This window comes from Bradyrhizobium sp. 14AA (assembly GCF_054185205.1).
In genome coordinates this window covers 1-15,868 of sequence record NZ_JAVAYM010000026.1, presented here as the reverse complement: position 1 = coordinate 15,868, position 15,868 = coordinate 1, and the positions used below count along the sequence as shown (strand labels likewise).

The following is a 15,868-nucleotide window of genomic DNA, read 5'->3' as shown; positions in this document are numbered from 1 at the left end:
TCGCCGGGGACCTGCGCTTTTGCAACCGTCAATTGCGTGACGGTGCGCCGCTCGGTGTCCTGGCGGTTCGTGCGGGAGCGGGCACCGTGACCGCCACCACGCCGACCACGATGAGCGCCATTCCGGCAAGACTGGACCAGGTCAAGCGCTCGCCGAGAAACGCCGTGCCGAGCGCTACTGCGAAGCCCGCGCGCAGATAGCTGCCGCTGGTTGTGCCGAGCGGGCCGAGCGTGTGGATCAGCCGGAAGTAGATCACCATCGCGAACGCCGTGCAGATGACCGCGAGCGCGATCACCGCTGTGATCGCCTGCGCGGGTGGCGGCGCCAGTGTCCACGGTTGTTCGAGAACGGCGGCCGCGGGCAGCATCAGCATTGCGGCGCAGCCCATGGCCCCCGCCGCCGTGACGATTGCGGGCAGGCCCGAGAAGCGCTGGCCCCATAGCGGTGCGAGCGCGTAGCAGAGGCTCGCGCCGAGTATCGCCATCTGGGCCAGCGGAGCGGTCGTACCGATCGCGGAGAGCGCGTCGGCGCCCATGGTCACGGCCACGCCCGCGAGGCCGAGCGCAACGCCGATGATCTTCCGGCCGCTGACGGTCTGCCGTCCGCGCCCGGTCATCAATGCGATCGCGAGCACGAACATCGGCGGCGTCGCATTGAGCACGCCGGCGAGACCGCTTGCGATATGCGCCTCGCCCCAGCTGATCAGGGTGAACGGAGCTGCGCTTTGCAGCAGCCCCTGCACGAGGAACGCTGCCCACAGCGGTCCCCGGCGGGGCAGGGCGTGTCCCTGCGCGCGAGCGATCAGGACCAGGAGAATGGCAGCGATCGTCACCCGCGCGGCGACCATCGTGAAGGGCGGAATCGTCGGGATCGCGATCTTGATCAGCGTGAACGAGCCGCCCCAGATCAGCGAGAGCAGCAGCAGGAGCCCGATCTCGAACGCGAGCGTGGTTTCTCGTGACGTCGTTGGTTGGGCCTGCGTGCTCATGCGATGTCCTCCGGGATGTATGGGCACCATGAGCCGCAGCGGCGGGGCCGGCTGGCCGAATTCGGACCTCATCACCCGATCGAGTCCGATTTCAGCTACTCGGCACGCCCCACCGCAACTATTCTTGCCCCATGACGACAGGCCCTGCGCATCGACAAACCCTGCCACCGCATCTCGACTGGGACACCTGCGACCGGGCGCGTCTTTCGCGTGCGCGCGCGTTCGACGGCCTGTTCTTTTCCGGCGTTCGCTCGACGCGGATTTATTGCCGGCCGGTCTGTCCCGTCCGCCCCGCCCGCTCCGAGAACGTGACCTTCTACGCGACCGCGGCGGCTGCCGAGCGGGCCGGCTTTCGTCCGTGCCTGCGCTGCCGGCCGGAAACCGCGCCGGGCTCGCCCGCCTGGATGGGAACGGCCACCACCGTCGCGCGCGGCATGCGCATGATCGACGTCGGCTTTCTGGACCGGGCGTCGACGACGGAACTTGCGGAAGCCCTTGGCGTCGGGCCGCGTCATCTGCTCCGCCTGTTCATGCGCCATGCCGGCGCGAGCCCGAGCGAGATTGCGGCGACGCGGCGCGTGCAGGAAGCCAAGCGCCTGATCGACCAGACTGAGATGACGTTAGCAGAGATTGCGTTTGCGGCGGGCTTCGGCAGCGTCCGCCGCTTCAACGACGCCTTTGCGGCGACCTACAAGCGGCCGCCGTCGTCGTTCCGCCGACGGCGATAGAGCCGCCTTCATCATCCTGGCCGCGCCGAAAAAATCTCGCGCCGGCTGTCTTCCGGCCCCTGTCTCGTTCGTCTCAGCACTGTTGGCCCGTCGAGCGGCCGGCCGATCTTTCACAAACGGAGAACATCGATGTCTCAGACCAGAGCTACGCCGTCGCGGCGCGCCTTCGTCGCGACTGGCCTCGGAGCGGGCGTCTTGCTCGCTGCCGAAATGGTGCCGTCCCATAGCCAGAACAGGACTTCGAAAATGCAAGCGACCATCCGCACCGGCAGCGACATCACGACGCTCGTCAACGTCTTCACGGTCGACCCGGGAAACCAGCAAAAGCTGGTGCAATTGCTGAAGGAGGGCACCGAGACTTTCTTCAGCAAGCAGCCCGGATTCATCTCGTCCAGCGTCCATGCCAGCAAGGAGGGCCGACGCGCGATCAACTACTCGCAATGGGCAAGCGCAGGGGACATCGAGAATTTTCGCAAGGATCCGAGATTTGTGCCGTATATCCAGAGCCTTGCTGCGCTGGCGCAGGCCGAGACGATCCTGTGCGAGGTCGTCGAGGTCAATCATGCCTGACCTTGGCAGAAGGCTGTGAGGGTCATCGTTGGGCGGTCCAAAAGACCGCCCAACGGGCGTCCTCGACCGATGGCTTGTCGAAGCGAAAGACTACCCGATCTGCTTCTCGCCGTGCCGCTCCGACAGCGTGAAGATCTCGACGCCGGTGGCGGTGACGCCGACGGAGTGCTCGAACTGCGCCGACAGCGAACGGTCGCGGGTCACTGCGGTCCAGCCGTCGGAGAGGATCTTCACATGCGGCTTGCCGAGATTGATCATCGGCTCGATGGTGAAGAACATGCCGGGCTTGAGCTGAACGCCTTCGCCGGGCCGGCCGATGTGGATGATGTTCGGCTCGTCGTGGAACATGCGACCGAGGCCATGGCCGCAGAAATCGCGCACCACGCTCATGCCCTGCGGCTCGACGAAGCTCTGGATGGCGTGGCCGATGTCGCCGGTGGTGGCGCCGGGCTTCACCGCGGCGATGCCGCGCATCATCGCTTCATAGGTCACCTCGATCAGCCGTTCCGCCCTGCGCGCGATCGGGCCGATTGCATACATCCGGCTGGAATCGCCATACCAGCCGTCGACGATGAAGGTGACGTCGATGTTGACGATGTCGCCTTCCTTCAGCGGGCGGTCCCCGGGCATGCCGTGGCAGACCACGTGGTTGAGCGAGGTGCAGGTCGAATAGCGATAGCCGCGATACATCAGCGTCGCCGGATAGGCGCCATGACTGAAGGCGAAGTCGCGGACGAACTGGTCGATGCGTTCGGTCGGCACGCCGGGGCCGACGATGTCGGTGAGCTCGTCGAGGCACTTCGCCACCAGCGCTCCCGCCTTTCGCATGCCGGCAAAGGCGCTCGGCCCATGCAGCTTGATCTGTCCGGTCTTGCGCAGGGAGGTATCGGAGGCTTCGACGTAGCTCATGCGGGCGCTATCTTCTGGGGTGGTCTCGATATCGGCGGAAAGGCTTGATTTCAGGCCCTAATCTAATGATCGCGGGCCTTCATGCAAGCCAAGCGTGCCTGCTTGCGCGCTGAAAGCGGGCCTAATTCGGGACTTCTACGGTGGTTTCCACCGGCAGGGCGCCGCCGCGGACGCGGATTTCGCGGACGGGGTAGGGAACCCGGATGCCCTCGCGCTTGAAGGCGTCCCACAGCGCCAGCATCACGTCGCTCTTGACGTTGTCCATGCCGTCGGGGTCCGCGATCCAGAAGGTCAGCGAGAATTTCATCCCGGCTTCCGCGAACTCGGTCAGGATGGAGTTCGGCGGCTTGCCTTTCGTCGCGCGCGGATGGGCCGCGGCGGTCTCGGCGGCGAGCTTGGTGACCAGGCGCGGGTCGGCGTCGTAATTGGTGCCGAAGGCGATCTTCACCAGCGTGTTCTTGTCGGTATAGGTCCAGTTGACGACCTTCTGCGTCACCAGATCCTCGTTCGGGACCAGGAATTCACGCCCGTCGCCGGCGGCAACGGAAATATAGCGCGTCTTCATCGCGCTGATGCGCCCGGTGTTGTCGCCGATGGTGACGAGATCGCCGGGCTTCACCGACTTGTCGGCGAGCAGGATGATCCCCGAGATGAAATTGGCCACGATCTTCTGCAGGCCGATACCGATGCCGACGCCGACCGCGCCGGAAAACACCGCGAGCGCCGACAGGTCGATGCCGACCGCGCCGAGCGCGATCACGATCGCCACCGCAAGCAGCCCGATGCGGATGATCTTGACCAGCAGCACCTGCACCGACGGCGTCAGGTCGGTGGTCGAGTTGATCCGGCTCTCGGCGAAATTGCTGGCGATGTTGGTGGCCCACAGCGCGATGAGCAGGAGCGCACCGGCCTTGATCACCAGCAGCGGGGTCAGCCTGAGGCCGCCGAGCACGATTGCGACGGAATCGAGTAGATCGACCGTCGCATCGAGCTGGCCGAGGATGGAGAGCGCGGCGACAAACCATGCCGTGATCGACACCAGCTTGACGATGAAGGCGTTGCGCAGCACCGAGGTCACCAGCCGGATCGCGAGCCAGGCGAGGCCCAGCTTGGCGGCGACCATCAGCAGATAGGAGCGGCTCGGCCAGGTCGCGTGATACATCACCACGCGCGAGACGAGCACGAGCAGGGTGAACACCGCCGTCGAGGCGCTGGAGACCATCACCCGGGAGAAGTGGCGCAGCGGCAGCGGCCAGCCCATCGCCAGCGAGGTCATGTCGATGCGGTTGCGAACGCCGGCTTCCGAGGCATAGGCGATGCCGGCCGCGGCCAGGATGAGACCGAATTGCAGGTAGAACCAGGGCGATGAGACTTCCGCCCCGACGCTGCGTGCGGTGGTCTGCACGAACTCCATGAAGTCTTTGAGGTCCATGTCCATCGGTCTCGTCGGGAAGCGGGCAGGGAGGAATTGATTCGAGGGCGCCGCAGAATCCCACAAAGGCTGCGGCCGGGCCATCGATACACCGCTAAGTGATGCACGTTAAGGCCGCAAAATACGGGCAGATTGCCGCGAGGCGCGAAAATGGGTTGGCGCGCAGGGGCTGCGACGATAAGGATGCCTATTCCAGCGATTTGTACCCGGAAGGTGGATGGCTTCCCTCGACTCCGTTAGCCTCGCCATATTGCTCGGCGCCGTCCTCGTCATGGCCGGTATCTTGTCGAGCCTGCTCGCGCTGCGCTTCGGCGCGCCCTTGCTGCTCGTCTTCCTTGCGATCGGCATGCTCGCGGGTGATTCCGGCCCGGGTCAGCTCCAGTTCGACGACGTCCGCACCACCTATCTGGTCGGCTCGGTGGCGCTGGCCCTGATCCTGTTCGACGGCGGCTTGCGGACGCGCTTTGCCAGCATCCGGACCGTGCTCGCGCCCTCAGTGGTGCTGGCGACCGCCGGCGTGCTGCTGACCGCGCTGATCACCGCGCCGTTCGCCAAATACGCGCTCGACCTCAACTGGACGGAATCGCTGCTGGTCGGCGCGGTCGTGGCCTCGACCGACGCGGCCGCGGTGTTCCTGCTGGTGCACACCCAGGGCCTGCGCCTGCGCCCGCGCGTCGGCGCGACGCTGGAGGCGGAATCCGGAACCAACGACCCCTTCGCGATCTTCCTCACCTTGATGCTGGTCGAGTACATCTCGCTGGGATCGAGCTCGCCCGGCCACGTGTTCATGGAGTTCGTCCAGGAGGCCGTGCTCGGCGCCGTCGTCGGCGTCATCGGCGGGCGTCTCGTCGTCTTCGCGCTCAACCAGGTGGCGCTGCCGCAGGGCCTGCATGCGCCGTTCGTGACGACAGCCGCGCTCGTGATCTTCGGCGGCTCGCAGATCATGCACGCCTCCGGCTTTCTCGCGGTCTATCTCGCCGGCATCATCATCGGCAACCGGCCGACGCGCGCGCATAATTCGGTGGTGGCCTTCCTGGACGCCGCGACCTGGCTGGCGCAGATCGTGATGTTCGTGCTGCTCGGCCTCCTGGTCTCGCCGAGCCGGCTCGGCGCCAGCGTGCTGCCGGCGGTTGGGGTCGCATTCGTCCTGATGCTGGTCGCGCGGCCGATCGCGGTATTCGCCTGCCTGGCGCCGTTCCGCTTCAACTGGCGCGAAAAGATCTTCATCGCGTGGACCGGCCTGCGCGGCGCGGTCGCGATCTTCCTGGCGTCGATCCCGATGCTGGTGGGACTATCGAAGGCCTATCTCTATTTCGACGTCGCCTTCGTCGTCGTCATCATCTCGCTCTTGCTGCAAGGCTGGACGCTCGCGCCCGCCGCGCGCAAGCTGCACGTGGCGCTGCCGCGCGCCGAGCGCGGCCCGCGCCGCGTCGAGCTCGATCTGCCCGGCCAGCTCGAGCAGCAGCTGGTCGGCTACCCTGTCCGGCCCAAGAGCCTGTATTTCCGCCGCGGCCTGATCCCGTCCTGGTCCAAGCCGACGCTGGTGATCCGCAACGAGAACATTCTGACGCCGACGGAGGCCGATCCGATCGCGCCGGGCGACTACATCTATCTGCTGGCGCCGCCGGAAAAGGCCGAGTCGCTCGACCGCTTCTTCGTCGACATGCAGCCGAGCTCGGCGCCCGACCCGCATCTGCTCGGGGACTTCATGGTCTCGGCGGAGCACACGCTGGCCGAGCTTGCCGAGATCTACGGCGTGAAGATCAGCGAGGACGAGGGCAAGCTGACTCTCGCCGATTATTTCGACGTCCATCTCGACCGCGCCCCGAAAGAGGGCGCCGAGCTGCCGCTGGACGAGATCGTGCTGGTCGCGCGCAGCATCTCCGGCGGCCGCGTCAACGTCGTCGGCCTCCGCCTGCCGGAAGAAGACGAGACGCCGCCGCCGCTGACGCGCCGGCAGGCGATGCGGAAGAAGCTGGCGGAGCTGTGGACGTCGGTGGCGGGGGTTTGAGATAGTCTCGTGTCCCGGACGCGGTGCAGCGTGAAACGCTGCGCCGCAGAGCCGGGACCCATGGCGGACGTTGTGGGCCCCGGCTCTGCGACGCACCACTTCGTGCTGCGTCGCGTCCGGGGCACGTCACACCTCCGCCGGCACCACCTCCCGCCAATGCCGCGCAATCGCCGCCCGCGGCGCGATCCACGCAGCGCCGCTCTTGGTCATGTGTGCGAGGATCCGGTCCAGCGCGCCGATCCGGCCCGGGCGGCCGATCATGCGCAAATGCAATCCGACCGACATCATCTTCGGCGCGGTCTCGCCCTCGCGCCGCAGCCACTCGAACGCATCGATGACGTAATCGGCAAAATCCGCGCCGTTGAAGCGTGAGGCGTTGTAATACTGCATGTCGTTGGTGTCGAACGCGTAGGGCAGCACCAGATGCGGCTTGCCGGCGACCTCCCTGTAATAGGGCAGGTCGTCGTTATAGGCATCGCTGTCGTAGAGAAAGCCGCCTTCCTCGACCAGCAGGCGGCGCGTGTTCGGCGATGTCGCCGAGCGCGTGTGCCAGCCGACCGGGCGTTGTCCGGTGACGCGTTGGATCGCCGCGACGGTCTTCGCGATGACCTCGCGCTCGCTCGCCTCGTCCATGTCGGCGTGGCTCTGCCAGCGCCAGCCATGCGCCGAGATTTCGTGGCCGCGCGCGATGGCGTCGCGCGCCAGCTCCGGCGAGCGCTCGACCGCGCGGCCGCAGCAGCTCACCGTCGCCTTGACGCCGTGGGCGTCGAACAAATCCATGATGCGCCACCAGGCCGCGCGCGTGCCGTACTCGAAATGGCTGTCGATGCAGCTGTCCGGGCCGTCGAGCTTGTGGACGACCTCGTAGATCGCCTCGTTGTTCGCGTCGCCGTCATTGACGGAGAACTCCGAGCCTTCCTCGAAATTCACCACCAGCGACACCGCAACGCGCGCGCCGTTCGGCCAGCGCGGGTTCGGCGGCTTGCGACCGTAGCCGGCGAAGTCGCGTTGTGAGAGAGGTTGTTTTGCTTCGCTCATGGGATCAGTCCGAGGTTCCGGCCATGCGGTGCAGGCCGACGACGCGGTCGCTGACGAACAGCAGGATCACCGTGCCCAAGAGGATGAGGGTGGAGAGCGCGGCGAGCGTCGGGTCGGGCGCCTCCTCGATATATTGCAGCATCCGGATCGGCAGCGTCTTGGTGCGGACGTCGGCGAGGAAGATCGAGACCGGATAATTGTCGAACGAGGCGAGGAAGGAGAATATCCCCGCGATCAGGAACGACGGCGCCAGCGCCGGAACCATCACCCGCAGCACGCTGCCGGGATAGGTGCAGCCGAGCGTGCGCGCCGCTTCGATCAGGGTGAAGTCGAACCGCGCGAGCCCCGCGATCATCGTGCGCGCGACGTAAGGCAGTGTGATCACGAGATGAGCGACCAGCAGCGTGCCCCAGGGCGTATTGAACCCGATGGCGCGAAAGCCCTGCAGCAGTGCGATGCCGAGCACGAGGCCGGGCATCATCAGCGGCGAGACCAGCGCGGTGGCGAACACGTCCGCACCCGGCAGCTTTCCGCGTGCGATCGCGATGGCAGCTAACGTGCCTGAGACCAGCGAGATCGCGGTCGAGAGCAGCGCGATCTGGAGCGACAGCAACAGCGACGGCCAGAAGCCGTCGAGCCGGCTGATCCGGCCATACCAGCGCGTCGAGGCGCCGGTCAACGGCAGGTCGAACACCGGCGTCGGCGAGAAGCTGGCCGCCGCGATCACCAGCAGCGGCAGGACCAGGAACAGCGCCATCGCGATGGCCATCACCCAGCAGGCGATGATTGCGGCCCGAATCATCACTTCGGCTCCCGCGACAGGCGCGCGCTCAGCGCGACCACGGCTATCGCGATTCCCAGCAGCACGACGCCGGCGGCAGCGCCGAAGCCGGGCTCACGCGCCAGCAGGTAGGCCTTTGCAATCGTGGTCGCGAGCGTCGGATATTTCTCGCCGATCAAGAGCGTCGGCACGACATAGGCGGAGACCGACAGCGAGAACACCAGCGCGACGCCCGCGATGATGCCGGGCAAGGTCAGCGGCAGGATCACGCGAAAGAACGTCACGACCGGCGAGGCGCCGAGCGTCGCGGCCGCTTCCGCATAGCGGGGGTCGAGCTGCGCGACGATCGCGTAGATCGGCAGGATCATGAAGGGCAGGAAGATGTTGACGGCACCGACGATCAGCGCGGTCTCGGTGAAGATCATCCGGATCGGGTCCTCGATGATGCCGAGCGCCATCAGCGTCTCGTTGACGATGCCGTCGCTGCGCAGCAGGATCGTCCAGGCGAACGCCTTGACGATGACGCTGGCCGCCAGCGGCAGGAACAGCGTCGCCAGCAGCACCGAGCGCAAGGGCCCGCGGGCGCGCGCCAGCGCGAAGGCGGCGGGATAGCTGATCAGGAAGGCGATGATGGTCGTCAGCAGCCCGAGCCGCAGCGAATTCCAGATCACGCCGAGATAATAGGGCGTGCCGAGCAGGCGCTTGTAGTTGACGAGAGTGGGCCCGCTGGCGTCGACAAAACTGACGCCGAGCAGCAGCAGCAGCGGCAGCGCGAAGACGCCGGCGATGATGACGAAGGACGGCAGCACGAATCCAACAGCCGTGAGCCGCTCGCGATCCACCGCTGGCGTCGCCACCGGCGCGGGGAGGGCCGCTTCGCTCATGCCTGCGCCTCCATGGGAAACGCAAAGGTCTCGGTCACGGGCCAGCTCAGGCGGATCTCGTCATGCACGCGCGGGATCGCGCCGTCCCGCCCGGAGAGTTCGGCGAGCAGGCTTTCGCCGGCGCCGGCATCGACCTCGACCAGCGTGCGCGAGCCCTGGAACACCACGGAGCGCACGCGTCCCATCGCGGAATTCGCCTGGCCTTGGTCACCAAGCCGAAGCTGCTCGGGGCGCGCCGCGACGATGACGGGGGAGCCGGCCTGGAAATTGCCGAGTGCCGAGAGGCGGCCAACCCTGGTCTCGACATCGACCTTGCCGTTGTCGGCCGCCAGCACCGTGCCCGCGATCCGCGTCGACAGTCCGACGAAGTTGAGCGCGAACAGGCTTGCCGGCCGCAAGTAAAGCTCGCGCGGCTCGGCGAGCTGCTCGATCCGCCCCTTGTTCATGACCGCGACGCGGTCGGACATGGTCAGCGCCTCGTCCTGGTCGTGCGTCACGAAGATCGCGGTGGCCTTGACGTCCTGGAGCAGGCGGCGCAACTCGACCTGCATCTCCTCCCGCAGCTTGCGGTCGAGTGCGGAGAGCGCCTCGTCGAACAAGAGCACATCGGGCTCGACCGCGATCGCGCGCGCCAGCGCGACGCGCTGCTGCTGCCCCCCTGATAGCGCCGAGATGCGCCGTCCCGCGAGATGGCCGAGCTTGACCAGCGACAACGCGCGCTCGACGGCCGTGTCGATCTCACGCTTCGCGGCGCCGCGCACCTTCAGTCCGAATGCGACATTGCCGGCGACGGTCAGATGCGGAAACAGCGCGTAGCTCTGGAACACAACGCCGACATTGCGCTTGTGCGGCGGCACGTTTGTGATGTCGCGCCCGGCGAGCTCGACCTTGCCCGCATCCGGCTGCGCGAGCCCCGCGATGGCGCGCAACAACGTCGTCTTGCCGCAGCCGGAGGGGCCGAGCAGCGTCACCAGCTCGCCGCGGCGGATGGTCAGGTCGATGTGATCGAGCACCGTCGTCGGCCCGTAGCGCTTGGAGACGCTGCGGACGACGAGATGCGGGCTGCTCTCGCTCATGTCATCTCCTTGCTCCAGCGGTCGACCCACCCGGCGCGGTTCTTGGCGACGAACGCCCAGTCCGGCGCGAACAGGGCGGCGGGATCGGGGAAGCCCGCCGGCGTTGGCGTGCCTTTGTTGGTCGGCGCGACGAACGCCTTGTCGGCGAGGATGGTCTGCGCTTCCGGGCTCAGGAAGAAGTCGATCACGGCGTCGGCGAGATCACCGGCCGGCGCACCAGCCACCTTGGCGATGCCTGAGGGCATGGCAAAGCCGCCGTCCTGCGGCACGGCGAGATCGACCGGCGAGCCCTCCGCTTTCCGGATCAGCGTGTAGGCCGAGAACTGGCCGCCGATCATCCAGGCCTCGCCCTGCTCCATCAGATTGATGGCCTGCGGCGCGTTGGTATAGACGTTCAGCAAATTCGCCTTCAGCTCCTTCACCTTCTTGAAGGCGGCGTCGATCTCGTACTGCGCCTCCTTGTAGGGCTTGCCGGTTTCGAGATGCGCGGCCGCGAGTAGCGTCCAGAAGCCTTCGGTGTTCGACAGTGACGGAACGATCACCCGGGAAGCATATTTCGCATCCCACAAATCGGACCATTTTGCCGGCGCCGTCTTCATGCGCTTGGTCGAGTAGGCGATGCCGGCCCAGGGCCGCTGGTAGTTCGCCCATAGGCCGTCCTGATGCACCGAGCCGTCCACGAGCTTGCCGAGGTTTTGAATCGAGGAGGCCGACATCTTGGTGATCAGGCCTTCGCTCGCGGCCGGCAGCATCACGGGATCGTCCATGATGACGACGGAGATTTTCGGCGCGGCCTTGTCGGCCTGCATCTTCTGGAGATTGGTCAGCGAGTTGGTGCCCTCATAGAGCACCTTGCAGTCGAGCTTCTTCTCCAGCACCGGAAACAGATCGGCGTTGAAATACTTCGCGGCGCCCGCGGGGCCGCCGATGACGATCTCCTTGGGGGCGGCGCGCAGCCGTGCCGGGGCCGCGAGAGTTGTGGCGAGGGCCGCGCCGGATATCAAAACGCTGCGTCGGGAGGGTGTGTGCATGGGCATGTCCCGTTTGTTGTGCGTAAAGCTTGCCTTGAGTCAGCAGCAAGCGCCATGCCAAATGTGCACATTTTTACAAAGTATAGGTATTTCAATGGCTTGATTGGATTTAGCTTTCGACGGCTGCGCGATCGCGCAGCAAATGTGCACATTTTTTGGAGGTGACGCTGCGCATCCTTTGGGCCTAGCTAGCGCCATGGCGACGCAGCGCAGGCGAAACGGCAAGGCGAATCCGGCAGAGGACGAGGCGGTCTATCAGGCCATCCTGCACGCGCTGCTGGAAGGCAAGCTGAAGGCAGGCACCAAGCTCGCCGAGCCGCCGCTGGCCGATATTTTCGGCGTGTCGCGCGAGCGTATTCGCAAGGTGCTGCACCGGCTGGGCGCGGAACGGCGGCTGGAGATGATCCCCAACCGCGGCGCCCGCGTGCCGCGCCCGACGCTCGACGACGTCCGCAGCGTCTATGAGGCGCATCGCGTGCTCGAGGCCGGCGTGCTGACCCAGCTCGTGCGCCTTGTCGACGATGCCCTGATCGAGCGGCTCAATGCCCATCTTGCCGAGGAACGCGCCGCCGCAACGCGCGGCGACCGCGCCGCCTCGGTGCGGCTGTCCGGTGCGTTCCACGTCCATCTGGTGGAGGCACTCGGCAATGCCGAGCTCACGCGCTTCCTCGCCGACCTGCTCAGCCGCTCCTCGGTGATGGTCTCGGTCTACGAGCCCGCCACGGATTCGGTCTGCGCCGTCGACGAGCACGGCGCCATCGTCGAAGCCCTGCGCGCCCGCGACGTCGCGCGTGCCATTGCCGTGTCGCGCGAGCATTTTCTGCATGTGGAGAGCCGCCTGCATCTGGATGACGCGGCGCCGGCGAGTGAGGATCTGGCCGCGGTGTTCGGCACGGTGAAGCCGAAGCGGCGGAAGGCGCGGTAAAGCCCCACTGTCGTCCTGGCGAAAGCCAGGACCCATTACCCCAGGGCGAAGTTTGGCGAAGACTCGCAGTTATTCTTTGTCGGTACTCGCACCGCGATTCCTCGAGAAGTCACGCGGTATGGGTCCTGGCTTTCGCCAGGACGACGGAGGTGGGTGTTGCGCCGGCGTGCCTCAACGCACACTCCTCACGTCAACACCTTCACCCCGCCGAACGACGTCACGCGTCCCTGCTTCAGCATCACGATCTGCGTGGCGAGCTGGCGCAATTCCGCGGCGTCGTGGCTGACATAGACCATCGGCACGTTGGCTTCATCGCGCAGCCGAACCAGATACGGCAAAATCTCGAGCTTGCGGCCCTCGTCGAGCGCGCCGAGTGGCTCGTCGAGCAGCAAGAGGCGTGGCTTCGACAGCAGCGCGCGGCCGAGCGCGACGCGCTGGCGTTCGCCGCCGGAAAGTTTTCCGGGGCGGCGGCCCTGCAGCGCGCCGATGTCGAGCAGGTCGACGATGCGCTTGTGCTGGGCCGCATCGGGCGCGAGGCCGTTCATCCGCCTTCCGTAGTCGAGATTCTGCGCGACGCTCAGATGCGGAAACAGCCGCGCGTCCTGGAAGACATAGCCGATGCGGCGTCGCCAGGTCGGCACATGAATGCCGGCCGCGGTGTCGTCGACGGTCTCGCCGTCGATCACGATGGTGCCGCGGTCGGGCCGCAGCAGCCCTGCGATCATGTTGACCAGCGAGCTCTTGCCGGCGCCCGAGGCGCCGAACAGGCCGATGACGCGGCCTTCGCCGGTGAAGGTTGCCTGAAGCGAGAACTCGCCGAGCTGTTTTTCGATGTCGACCCGCAGCATGGTCAGTTCCCGTGCAGGCGCGCGGTGGCGCGGCGAGCGAACCATTCGGCGGCGATCAGCGCGCCGAGTGCGAGCACGATCGAGACAATGACCAGCCGGCCCGCGGCGGCATCGCCGTCCGGCGTCTGGATCAGCGAATAGATCGCGGACGAAATCGTCTGCGTTTCGCCGGGAATGTTGGAGACGAAGGTGATGGTGGCGCCGAACTCGCCGATCGCCTTGGCAAAGCCCAGCACCATGCCGGCGAGCACGCCGGGCAGCGCCAGCGGCAGCGTCACCGTGAAGAAGACTTTCCAGGGCGCGGCGCCCAGCGTCTCCGCGGCCTGCTCGAGCCGGCGGTCGATCGCCTCGATCGACAGCCGCATCGGGCGGACCAGCAGCGGGAACGACATCAGGCCGCAGGCCAGCGCAGCTCCGGTCCAGCGGAACGCGAAGACGATGCCGAAAGTGTCGGCCAGGAAGCCGCCGACGAGTCCCTTGCGGCCGAAGGTGAGGAGCAGGAGATAGCCGGTGACGACAGGCGGCAGCACCAGCGGCAGATGCACGAATGCGTCGAGCACCGACTTGCCCCAAAAATCCTTGCGGGCAAGCAGCCACGCCAGCGCAATGCCGAACGGCGTTGCGACCAGCGTGGCGATGATGGCGACCCTGAGCGAGAGCAGGATCGCGGTCCATTCGGCGGGAGAGATGTTGAACACGAAAAATCAGGTTGCAAGAATCAGGTTGTCGGGCTGACCAGGAACTTGAAGCCGTATTTTTCCAGGATGGTCTTGGCCGCCGACGAGCGCAGGAAGGCGAGGTAGTCGTTGGTCTCGGGCTTTGCGGTCGTCGTTGCTGCGACCGGATAGATGATCGCGGGATGCGAGTCCGCCGGGAAGGTGCCGACGATCTTCACGCCGGGCTCGACCTTGGCGTCGGTGGAATAGACGATGCCGAGCGTCGCCTCGCCGCGGGCAACCAGCGTCAGCGCGGCGCGCACGCTCTCGGCCATGGCGAATTTCGGCTCGGCCGCCTGCCAGGCACCCAGCTTCTCCAGCGCGGCCTTGGCGTATTTGCCGACGGGCACGGACTTGACGTCGCCGGTTGCGATCCGGCCGTCGCCGGCGAGCTTGGCGAGGTCGAAGCCCTGCGCGATGGTGACGTTGTCGACCTTGGAATCCTTCGGTGCGATCAGCACGATGCTGTTGCCGAGCAGGTTCACGCGGGTCGGCTCGTTGATGGTCTTCTTGGAGATGGCGTAGTCCATCCAGTCGGTGTCGGCGGAGACGAACACGTCGGCGGGCGCGCCCTGCTCGATCTGCTTGGCGAGCACCGAGCTCGCGGCATAGCTGACGCTGAACTTGACGCCGGTCTTGGCGGTGTAGGCCGCGTCGATCTCGTCGAGCGCGTTCTTCATCGACGCCGCCGCGAACACGGTGATGGTCTTGTCCTCGGCGATGGCCGGCGAGAGGCTCGCGCCCGCGAGGATGACGAAGGCGGTGAAAAGTCCGGCAATACGAATCATGGATGCGCTCCTTGCGAGCTCGCGCGCGCAAGAAGCACGCGCAAATCTGGCGTTGGTGGGTCAGGTCGCGACGGGCGGAAGCGCTGCTCCACGGGGCCCCGGCAGCGGCTTACGGCCGGCCAGGATATCGCAGCTGCGAAGATAGCAGGATGAGCGCCCGGGTCAAAGGCGACCGTTTGTCTAACCGAGGGGCCTATTCCAGAGGCAAGACCGGCAGGATCGCGATCGAGAGTGAATTCTCCCTGGCCCCGCTGACCTGGACCACGAAAGGCTGCGCCGACAGCGAATATTTCATGGTCTTGCGGATGCCGTCGCAATCCGTGGCACCGCTGAAGGCGATGGGCTTGAGGACATGCCCGTCCTGCACCAGGTCCACCCAGGCGCCGGCCGAGAGGCTGATCGTGTAGAGTCCGGCCTTCGCGCCCTTGATGCAAGTGAAGCCGGCAAATGTGCCCTCCTTCGGCGCCCGCTCCGGCGGCGTCGGCAGTTTTGCGTCGGCAGGCGCGACCAGCCCCAGCGTGATGGCCGATGTCGGCAGCACGGCCTGCTCGCTCTCCGATGCGAGCCTGGCGCGATCCGGCGCGGTCAGCGCCGCGCGCTCGCGCTCGATCGGCCATTTGAACTTGTCGCAGCCGCTCGGTTCTTCGGCGGCGAGGGCGGAGCTTGCGCCGAGCGAAAGCGCAGCGAGGAAGGCGAGGACGCGCATGTGAAATCCCATCGTTGGCCACGCGAACGGCGCGAGGCGTGCGGTCAGGCTTGTTGGAGAACGGGATGCGCGTCCCGGAATGCCGCGGGCTTACGGCACGGCGGCAGGGGTGATCCTAGCGCATTCACGTGGTGCGAACCAACCAACGAGTTCGTCATCCGTGAGAAGCGCCAAGACTTATCCTCAAGTCGTCCGGCGTAGGCCGGGACCCATAACCACAGGGAGATGTTTGGCGAGGACTGGTCGTTCGGTATTGCCACCGGTCTCGTTCGATAGATCACGCGGTGGGTCCCGGCCCCCGTGCGCAATTGCGCACTAGGACCGATCGACATTCATTGCATCCAGATCATTGCGGCTGCGAGATGGATGAAGCCGGTAAAGTTGGCGGTTCGCCTGTCATAGCGGGTTGCCAAGCGTCGGAAGTGTTTGAGCTGGCA

16 protein-coding genes and 1 pseudogene are annotated in these 15,868 nt (G+C 66.3%); 4 read left to right on the top strand and 13 right to left on the bottom strand.

Features of this window, described 5'->3' with window-relative positions; all coding sequences use genetic code 11:
- Window positions 1-28 precede the first annotated feature (28 nt).
- The gene (locus RAD15_RS34780; protein WP_458183217.1) at window positions 29-988 is read right to left on the bottom strand and encodes a DMT family transporter; all 960 of its coding nucleotides are present in this window, start codon (window positions 986-988) and stop codon (window positions 29-31) included.
- A gap of 131 nt (window positions 989-1,119) precedes the next feature.
- On the opposite strand from RAD15_RS34780, the gene RAD15_RS34775 reads away from it, so the two are divergent.
- Both RAD15_RS34775 and RAD15_RS34770 read left to right on the top strand, forming a co-directional pair.
- Entirely contained in the window at window positions 1,120-1,716 is a 597-nt protein-coding gene (locus RAD15_RS34775; protein ID WP_458183216.1) for a bifunctional transcriptional activator/DNA repair enzyme AdaA, read from the top strand.
- A 129-nt stretch (window positions 1,717-1,845) separates the two neighbouring features.
- Entirely contained in the window at window positions 1,846-2,286 is a 441-nt protein-coding gene (locus tag RAD15_RS34770) for an antibiotic biosynthesis monooxygenase family protein (RefSeq protein WP_458183215.1), read from the top strand.
- A 90-nt stretch (window positions 2,287-2,376) separates the two neighbouring features.
- Here the strand turns inward: RAD15_RS34770 and map are convergent, their stop codons facing one another.
- A complete protein-coding gene (gene map / locus RAD15_RS34765) occupies window positions 2,377-3,195 on the bottom strand; it encodes a type I methionyl aminopeptidase (protein WP_458183213.1) in 819 nt (272 codons plus the stop codon).
- A 121-nt stretch (window positions 3,196-3,316) separates the two neighbouring features.
- Window positions 3,317-4,633 (bottom strand): mechanosensitive ion channel family protein, encoded by a 1,317-nt coding sequence (locus RAD15_RS34760; RefSeq protein WP_458183212.1) that lies wholly within the window; start codon window positions 4,631-4,633, stop codon window positions 3,317-3,319.
- Between the two features lie 211 nt (window positions 4,634-4,844).
- Here RAD15_RS34760 and RAD15_RS34755 point away from each other — a divergent pair, with 211 nt between their 5' ends.
- A complete protein-coding gene (locus RAD15_RS34755) occupies window positions 4,845-6,638 on the top strand; it encodes a potassium/proton antiporter (protein ID WP_458183210.1) in 1,794 nt (597 codons plus the stop codon).
- 126 nt (window positions 6,639-6,764) lie between these two features.
- Here the strand turns inward: RAD15_RS34755 and RAD15_RS34750 are convergent, their stop codons facing one another.
- From RAD15_RS34750 to RAD15_RS34730, 5 genes are read right to left on the bottom strand one after another with little or no spacing between them, the layout of a single operon-like run.
- On the bottom strand, window positions 6,765-7,676 hold the full coding sequence (locus RAD15_RS34750; RefSeq protein ID WP_458183208.1) for a polysaccharide deacetylase family protein: 912 nt from the start codon (window positions 7,674-7,676) through the stop codon (window positions 6,765-6,767).
- A gap of 4 nt (window positions 7,677-7,680) precedes the next feature.
- Window positions 7,681-8,478, bottom strand: a complete 798-nt coding sequence (locus RAD15_RS34745) for an ABC transporter permease (RefSeq protein ID WP_458183206.1) — start codon at window positions 8,476-8,478, stop codon at window positions 7,681-7,683.
- A complete protein-coding gene (locus RAD15_RS34740) occupies window positions 8,478-9,341 on the bottom strand; it encodes an ABC transporter permease (protein ID WP_458183204.1) in 864 nt (287 codons plus the stop codon). The genes RAD15_RS34745 and RAD15_RS34740 overlap by 1 nt, the downstream gene beginning before the upstream one ends.
- Window positions 9,338-10,417 (bottom strand): ABC transporter ATP-binding protein, encoded by a 1,080-nt coding sequence (locus RAD15_RS34735; protein WP_458183202.1) that lies wholly within the window; start codon window positions 10,415-10,417, stop codon window positions 9,338-9,340. The genes RAD15_RS34740 and RAD15_RS34735 overlap by 4 nt, the downstream gene beginning before the upstream one ends.
- Complete coding sequence (locus RAD15_RS34730; protein WP_458183201.1) at window positions 10,414-11,448, bottom strand: extracellular solute-binding protein; 1,035 nt, start codon at window positions 11,446-11,448, stop codon at window positions 10,414-10,416. The genes RAD15_RS34735 and RAD15_RS34730 overlap by 4 nt, the downstream gene beginning before the upstream one ends.
- A 196-nt stretch (window positions 11,449-11,644) precedes the next feature.
- Between RAD15_RS34730 and RAD15_RS34725 the strand changes: the two genes are divergently transcribed.
- Entirely contained in the window at window positions 11,645-12,373 is a 729-nt protein-coding gene (locus tag RAD15_RS34725; protein WP_458183198.1) for a GntR family transcriptional regulator, read from the top strand.
- Between the two features lie 185 nt (window positions 12,374-12,558).
- Here the strand turns inward: RAD15_RS34725 and modC are convergent, their stop codons facing one another.
- The 5 genes and pseudogenes from modC to RAD15_RS34700 form a co-directional block, all read right to left on the bottom strand.
- Complete coding sequence (gene modC / locus RAD15_RS34720; protein WP_458183196.1) at window positions 12,559-13,221, bottom strand: molybdenum ABC transporter ATP-binding protein; 663 nt, start codon at window positions 13,219-13,221, stop codon at window positions 12,559-12,561.
- Between the two features lie 2 nt (window positions 13,222-13,223).
- On the bottom strand, window positions 13,224-13,919 hold the full coding sequence (gene modB / locus RAD15_RS34715) for a molybdate ABC transporter permease subunit (protein WP_458183194.1): 696 nt from the start codon (window positions 13,917-13,919) through the stop codon (window positions 13,224-13,226).
- A 20-nt stretch (window positions 13,920-13,939) separates the two neighbouring features.
- Complete coding sequence (gene modA, locus RAD15_RS34710) at window positions 13,940-14,725, bottom strand: molybdate ABC transporter substrate-binding protein (RefSeq protein ID WP_458183192.1); 786 nt, start codon at window positions 14,723-14,725, stop codon at window positions 13,940-13,942.
- Window positions 14,726-14,918: 193 nt separating this feature from the next.
- Entirely contained in the window at window positions 14,919-15,431 is a 513-nt protein-coding gene (locus tag RAD15_RS34705; RefSeq protein WP_458183190.1) for a hypothetical protein, read from the bottom strand.
- Window positions 15,432-15,763: 332 nt separating this feature from the next.
- Window positions 15,764-15,868 (bottom strand): annotated as a pseudogene (locus tag RAD15_RS34700) (IS5/IS1182 family transposase); the annotation flags it as partial.

Excerpts from the sequence above, each read along its gene's own strand:
- RAD15_RS34735 (WP_458183202.1), bottom strand. The coding sequence starts at position 10,417 with ATGAGCGAGAGCAGCCCGCATCTCGTCGTCCGCAGCGTCTCCAAGCGC.
- map (WP_458183213.1), bottom strand. The coding sequence starts at position 3,195 with ATGAGCTACGTCGAAGCCTCCGATACCTCCCTGCGCAAGACCGGACAG.
- RAD15_RS34740 (WP_458183204.1), bottom strand. The coding sequence starts at position 9,341 with ATGAGCGAAGCGGCCCTCCCCGCGCCGGTGGCGACGCCAGCGGTGGAT.
- modC (WP_458183196.1), bottom strand. The coding sequence starts at position 13,221 with ATGCTGCGGGTCGACATCGAAAAACAGCTCGGCGAGTTCTCGCTTCAG.
- RAD15_RS34780 (WP_458183217.1), bottom strand. The coding sequence starts at position 988 with ATGAGCACGCAGGCCCAACCAACGACGTCACGAGAAACCACGCTCGCG.
- RAD15_RS34705 (WP_458183190.1), bottom strand. The coding sequence starts at position 15,431 with ATGCGCGTCCTCGCCTTCCTCGCTGCGCTTTCGCTCGGCGCAAGCTCC.
- RAD15_RS34775 (WP_458183216.1), top strand. The coding sequence starts at position 1,120 with ATGACGACAGGCCCTGCGCATCGACAAACCCTGCCACCGCATCTCGAC.
- RAD15_RS34750 (WP_458183208.1), bottom strand. The coding sequence starts at position 7,676 with ATGAGCGAAGCAAAACAACCTCTCTCACAACGCGACTTCGCCGGCTAC.
- RAD15_RS34725 (WP_458183198.1), top strand. The coding sequence starts at position 11,645 with ATGGCGACGCAGCGCAGGCGAAACGGCAAGGCGAATCCGGCAGAGGAC.
- RAD15_RS34755 (WP_458183210.1), top strand. The coding sequence starts at position 4,845 with ATGGCTTCCCTCGACTCCGTTAGCCTCGCCATATTGCTCGGCGCCGTC.
- RAD15_RS34760 (WP_458183212.1), bottom strand. The coding sequence starts at position 4,633 with ATGGACATGGACCTCAAAGACTTCATGGAGTTCGTGCAGACCACCGCA.
- RAD15_RS34770 (WP_458183215.1), top strand. The coding sequence starts at position 1,846 with ATGTCTCAGACCAGAGCTACGCCGTCGCGGCGCGCCTTCGTCGCGACT.
- modA (WP_458183192.1), bottom strand. The coding sequence starts at position 14,725 with ATGATTCGTATTGCCGGACTTTTCACCGCCTTCGTCATCCTCGCGGGC.
- RAD15_RS34745 (WP_458183206.1), bottom strand. The coding sequence starts at position 8,478 with ATGATTCGGGCCGCAATCATCGCCTGCTGGGTGATGGCCATCGCGATG.
- RAD15_RS34730 (WP_458183201.1), bottom strand. The coding sequence starts at position 11,448 with ATGCACACACCCTCCCGACGCAGCGTTTTGATATCCGGCGCGGCCCTC.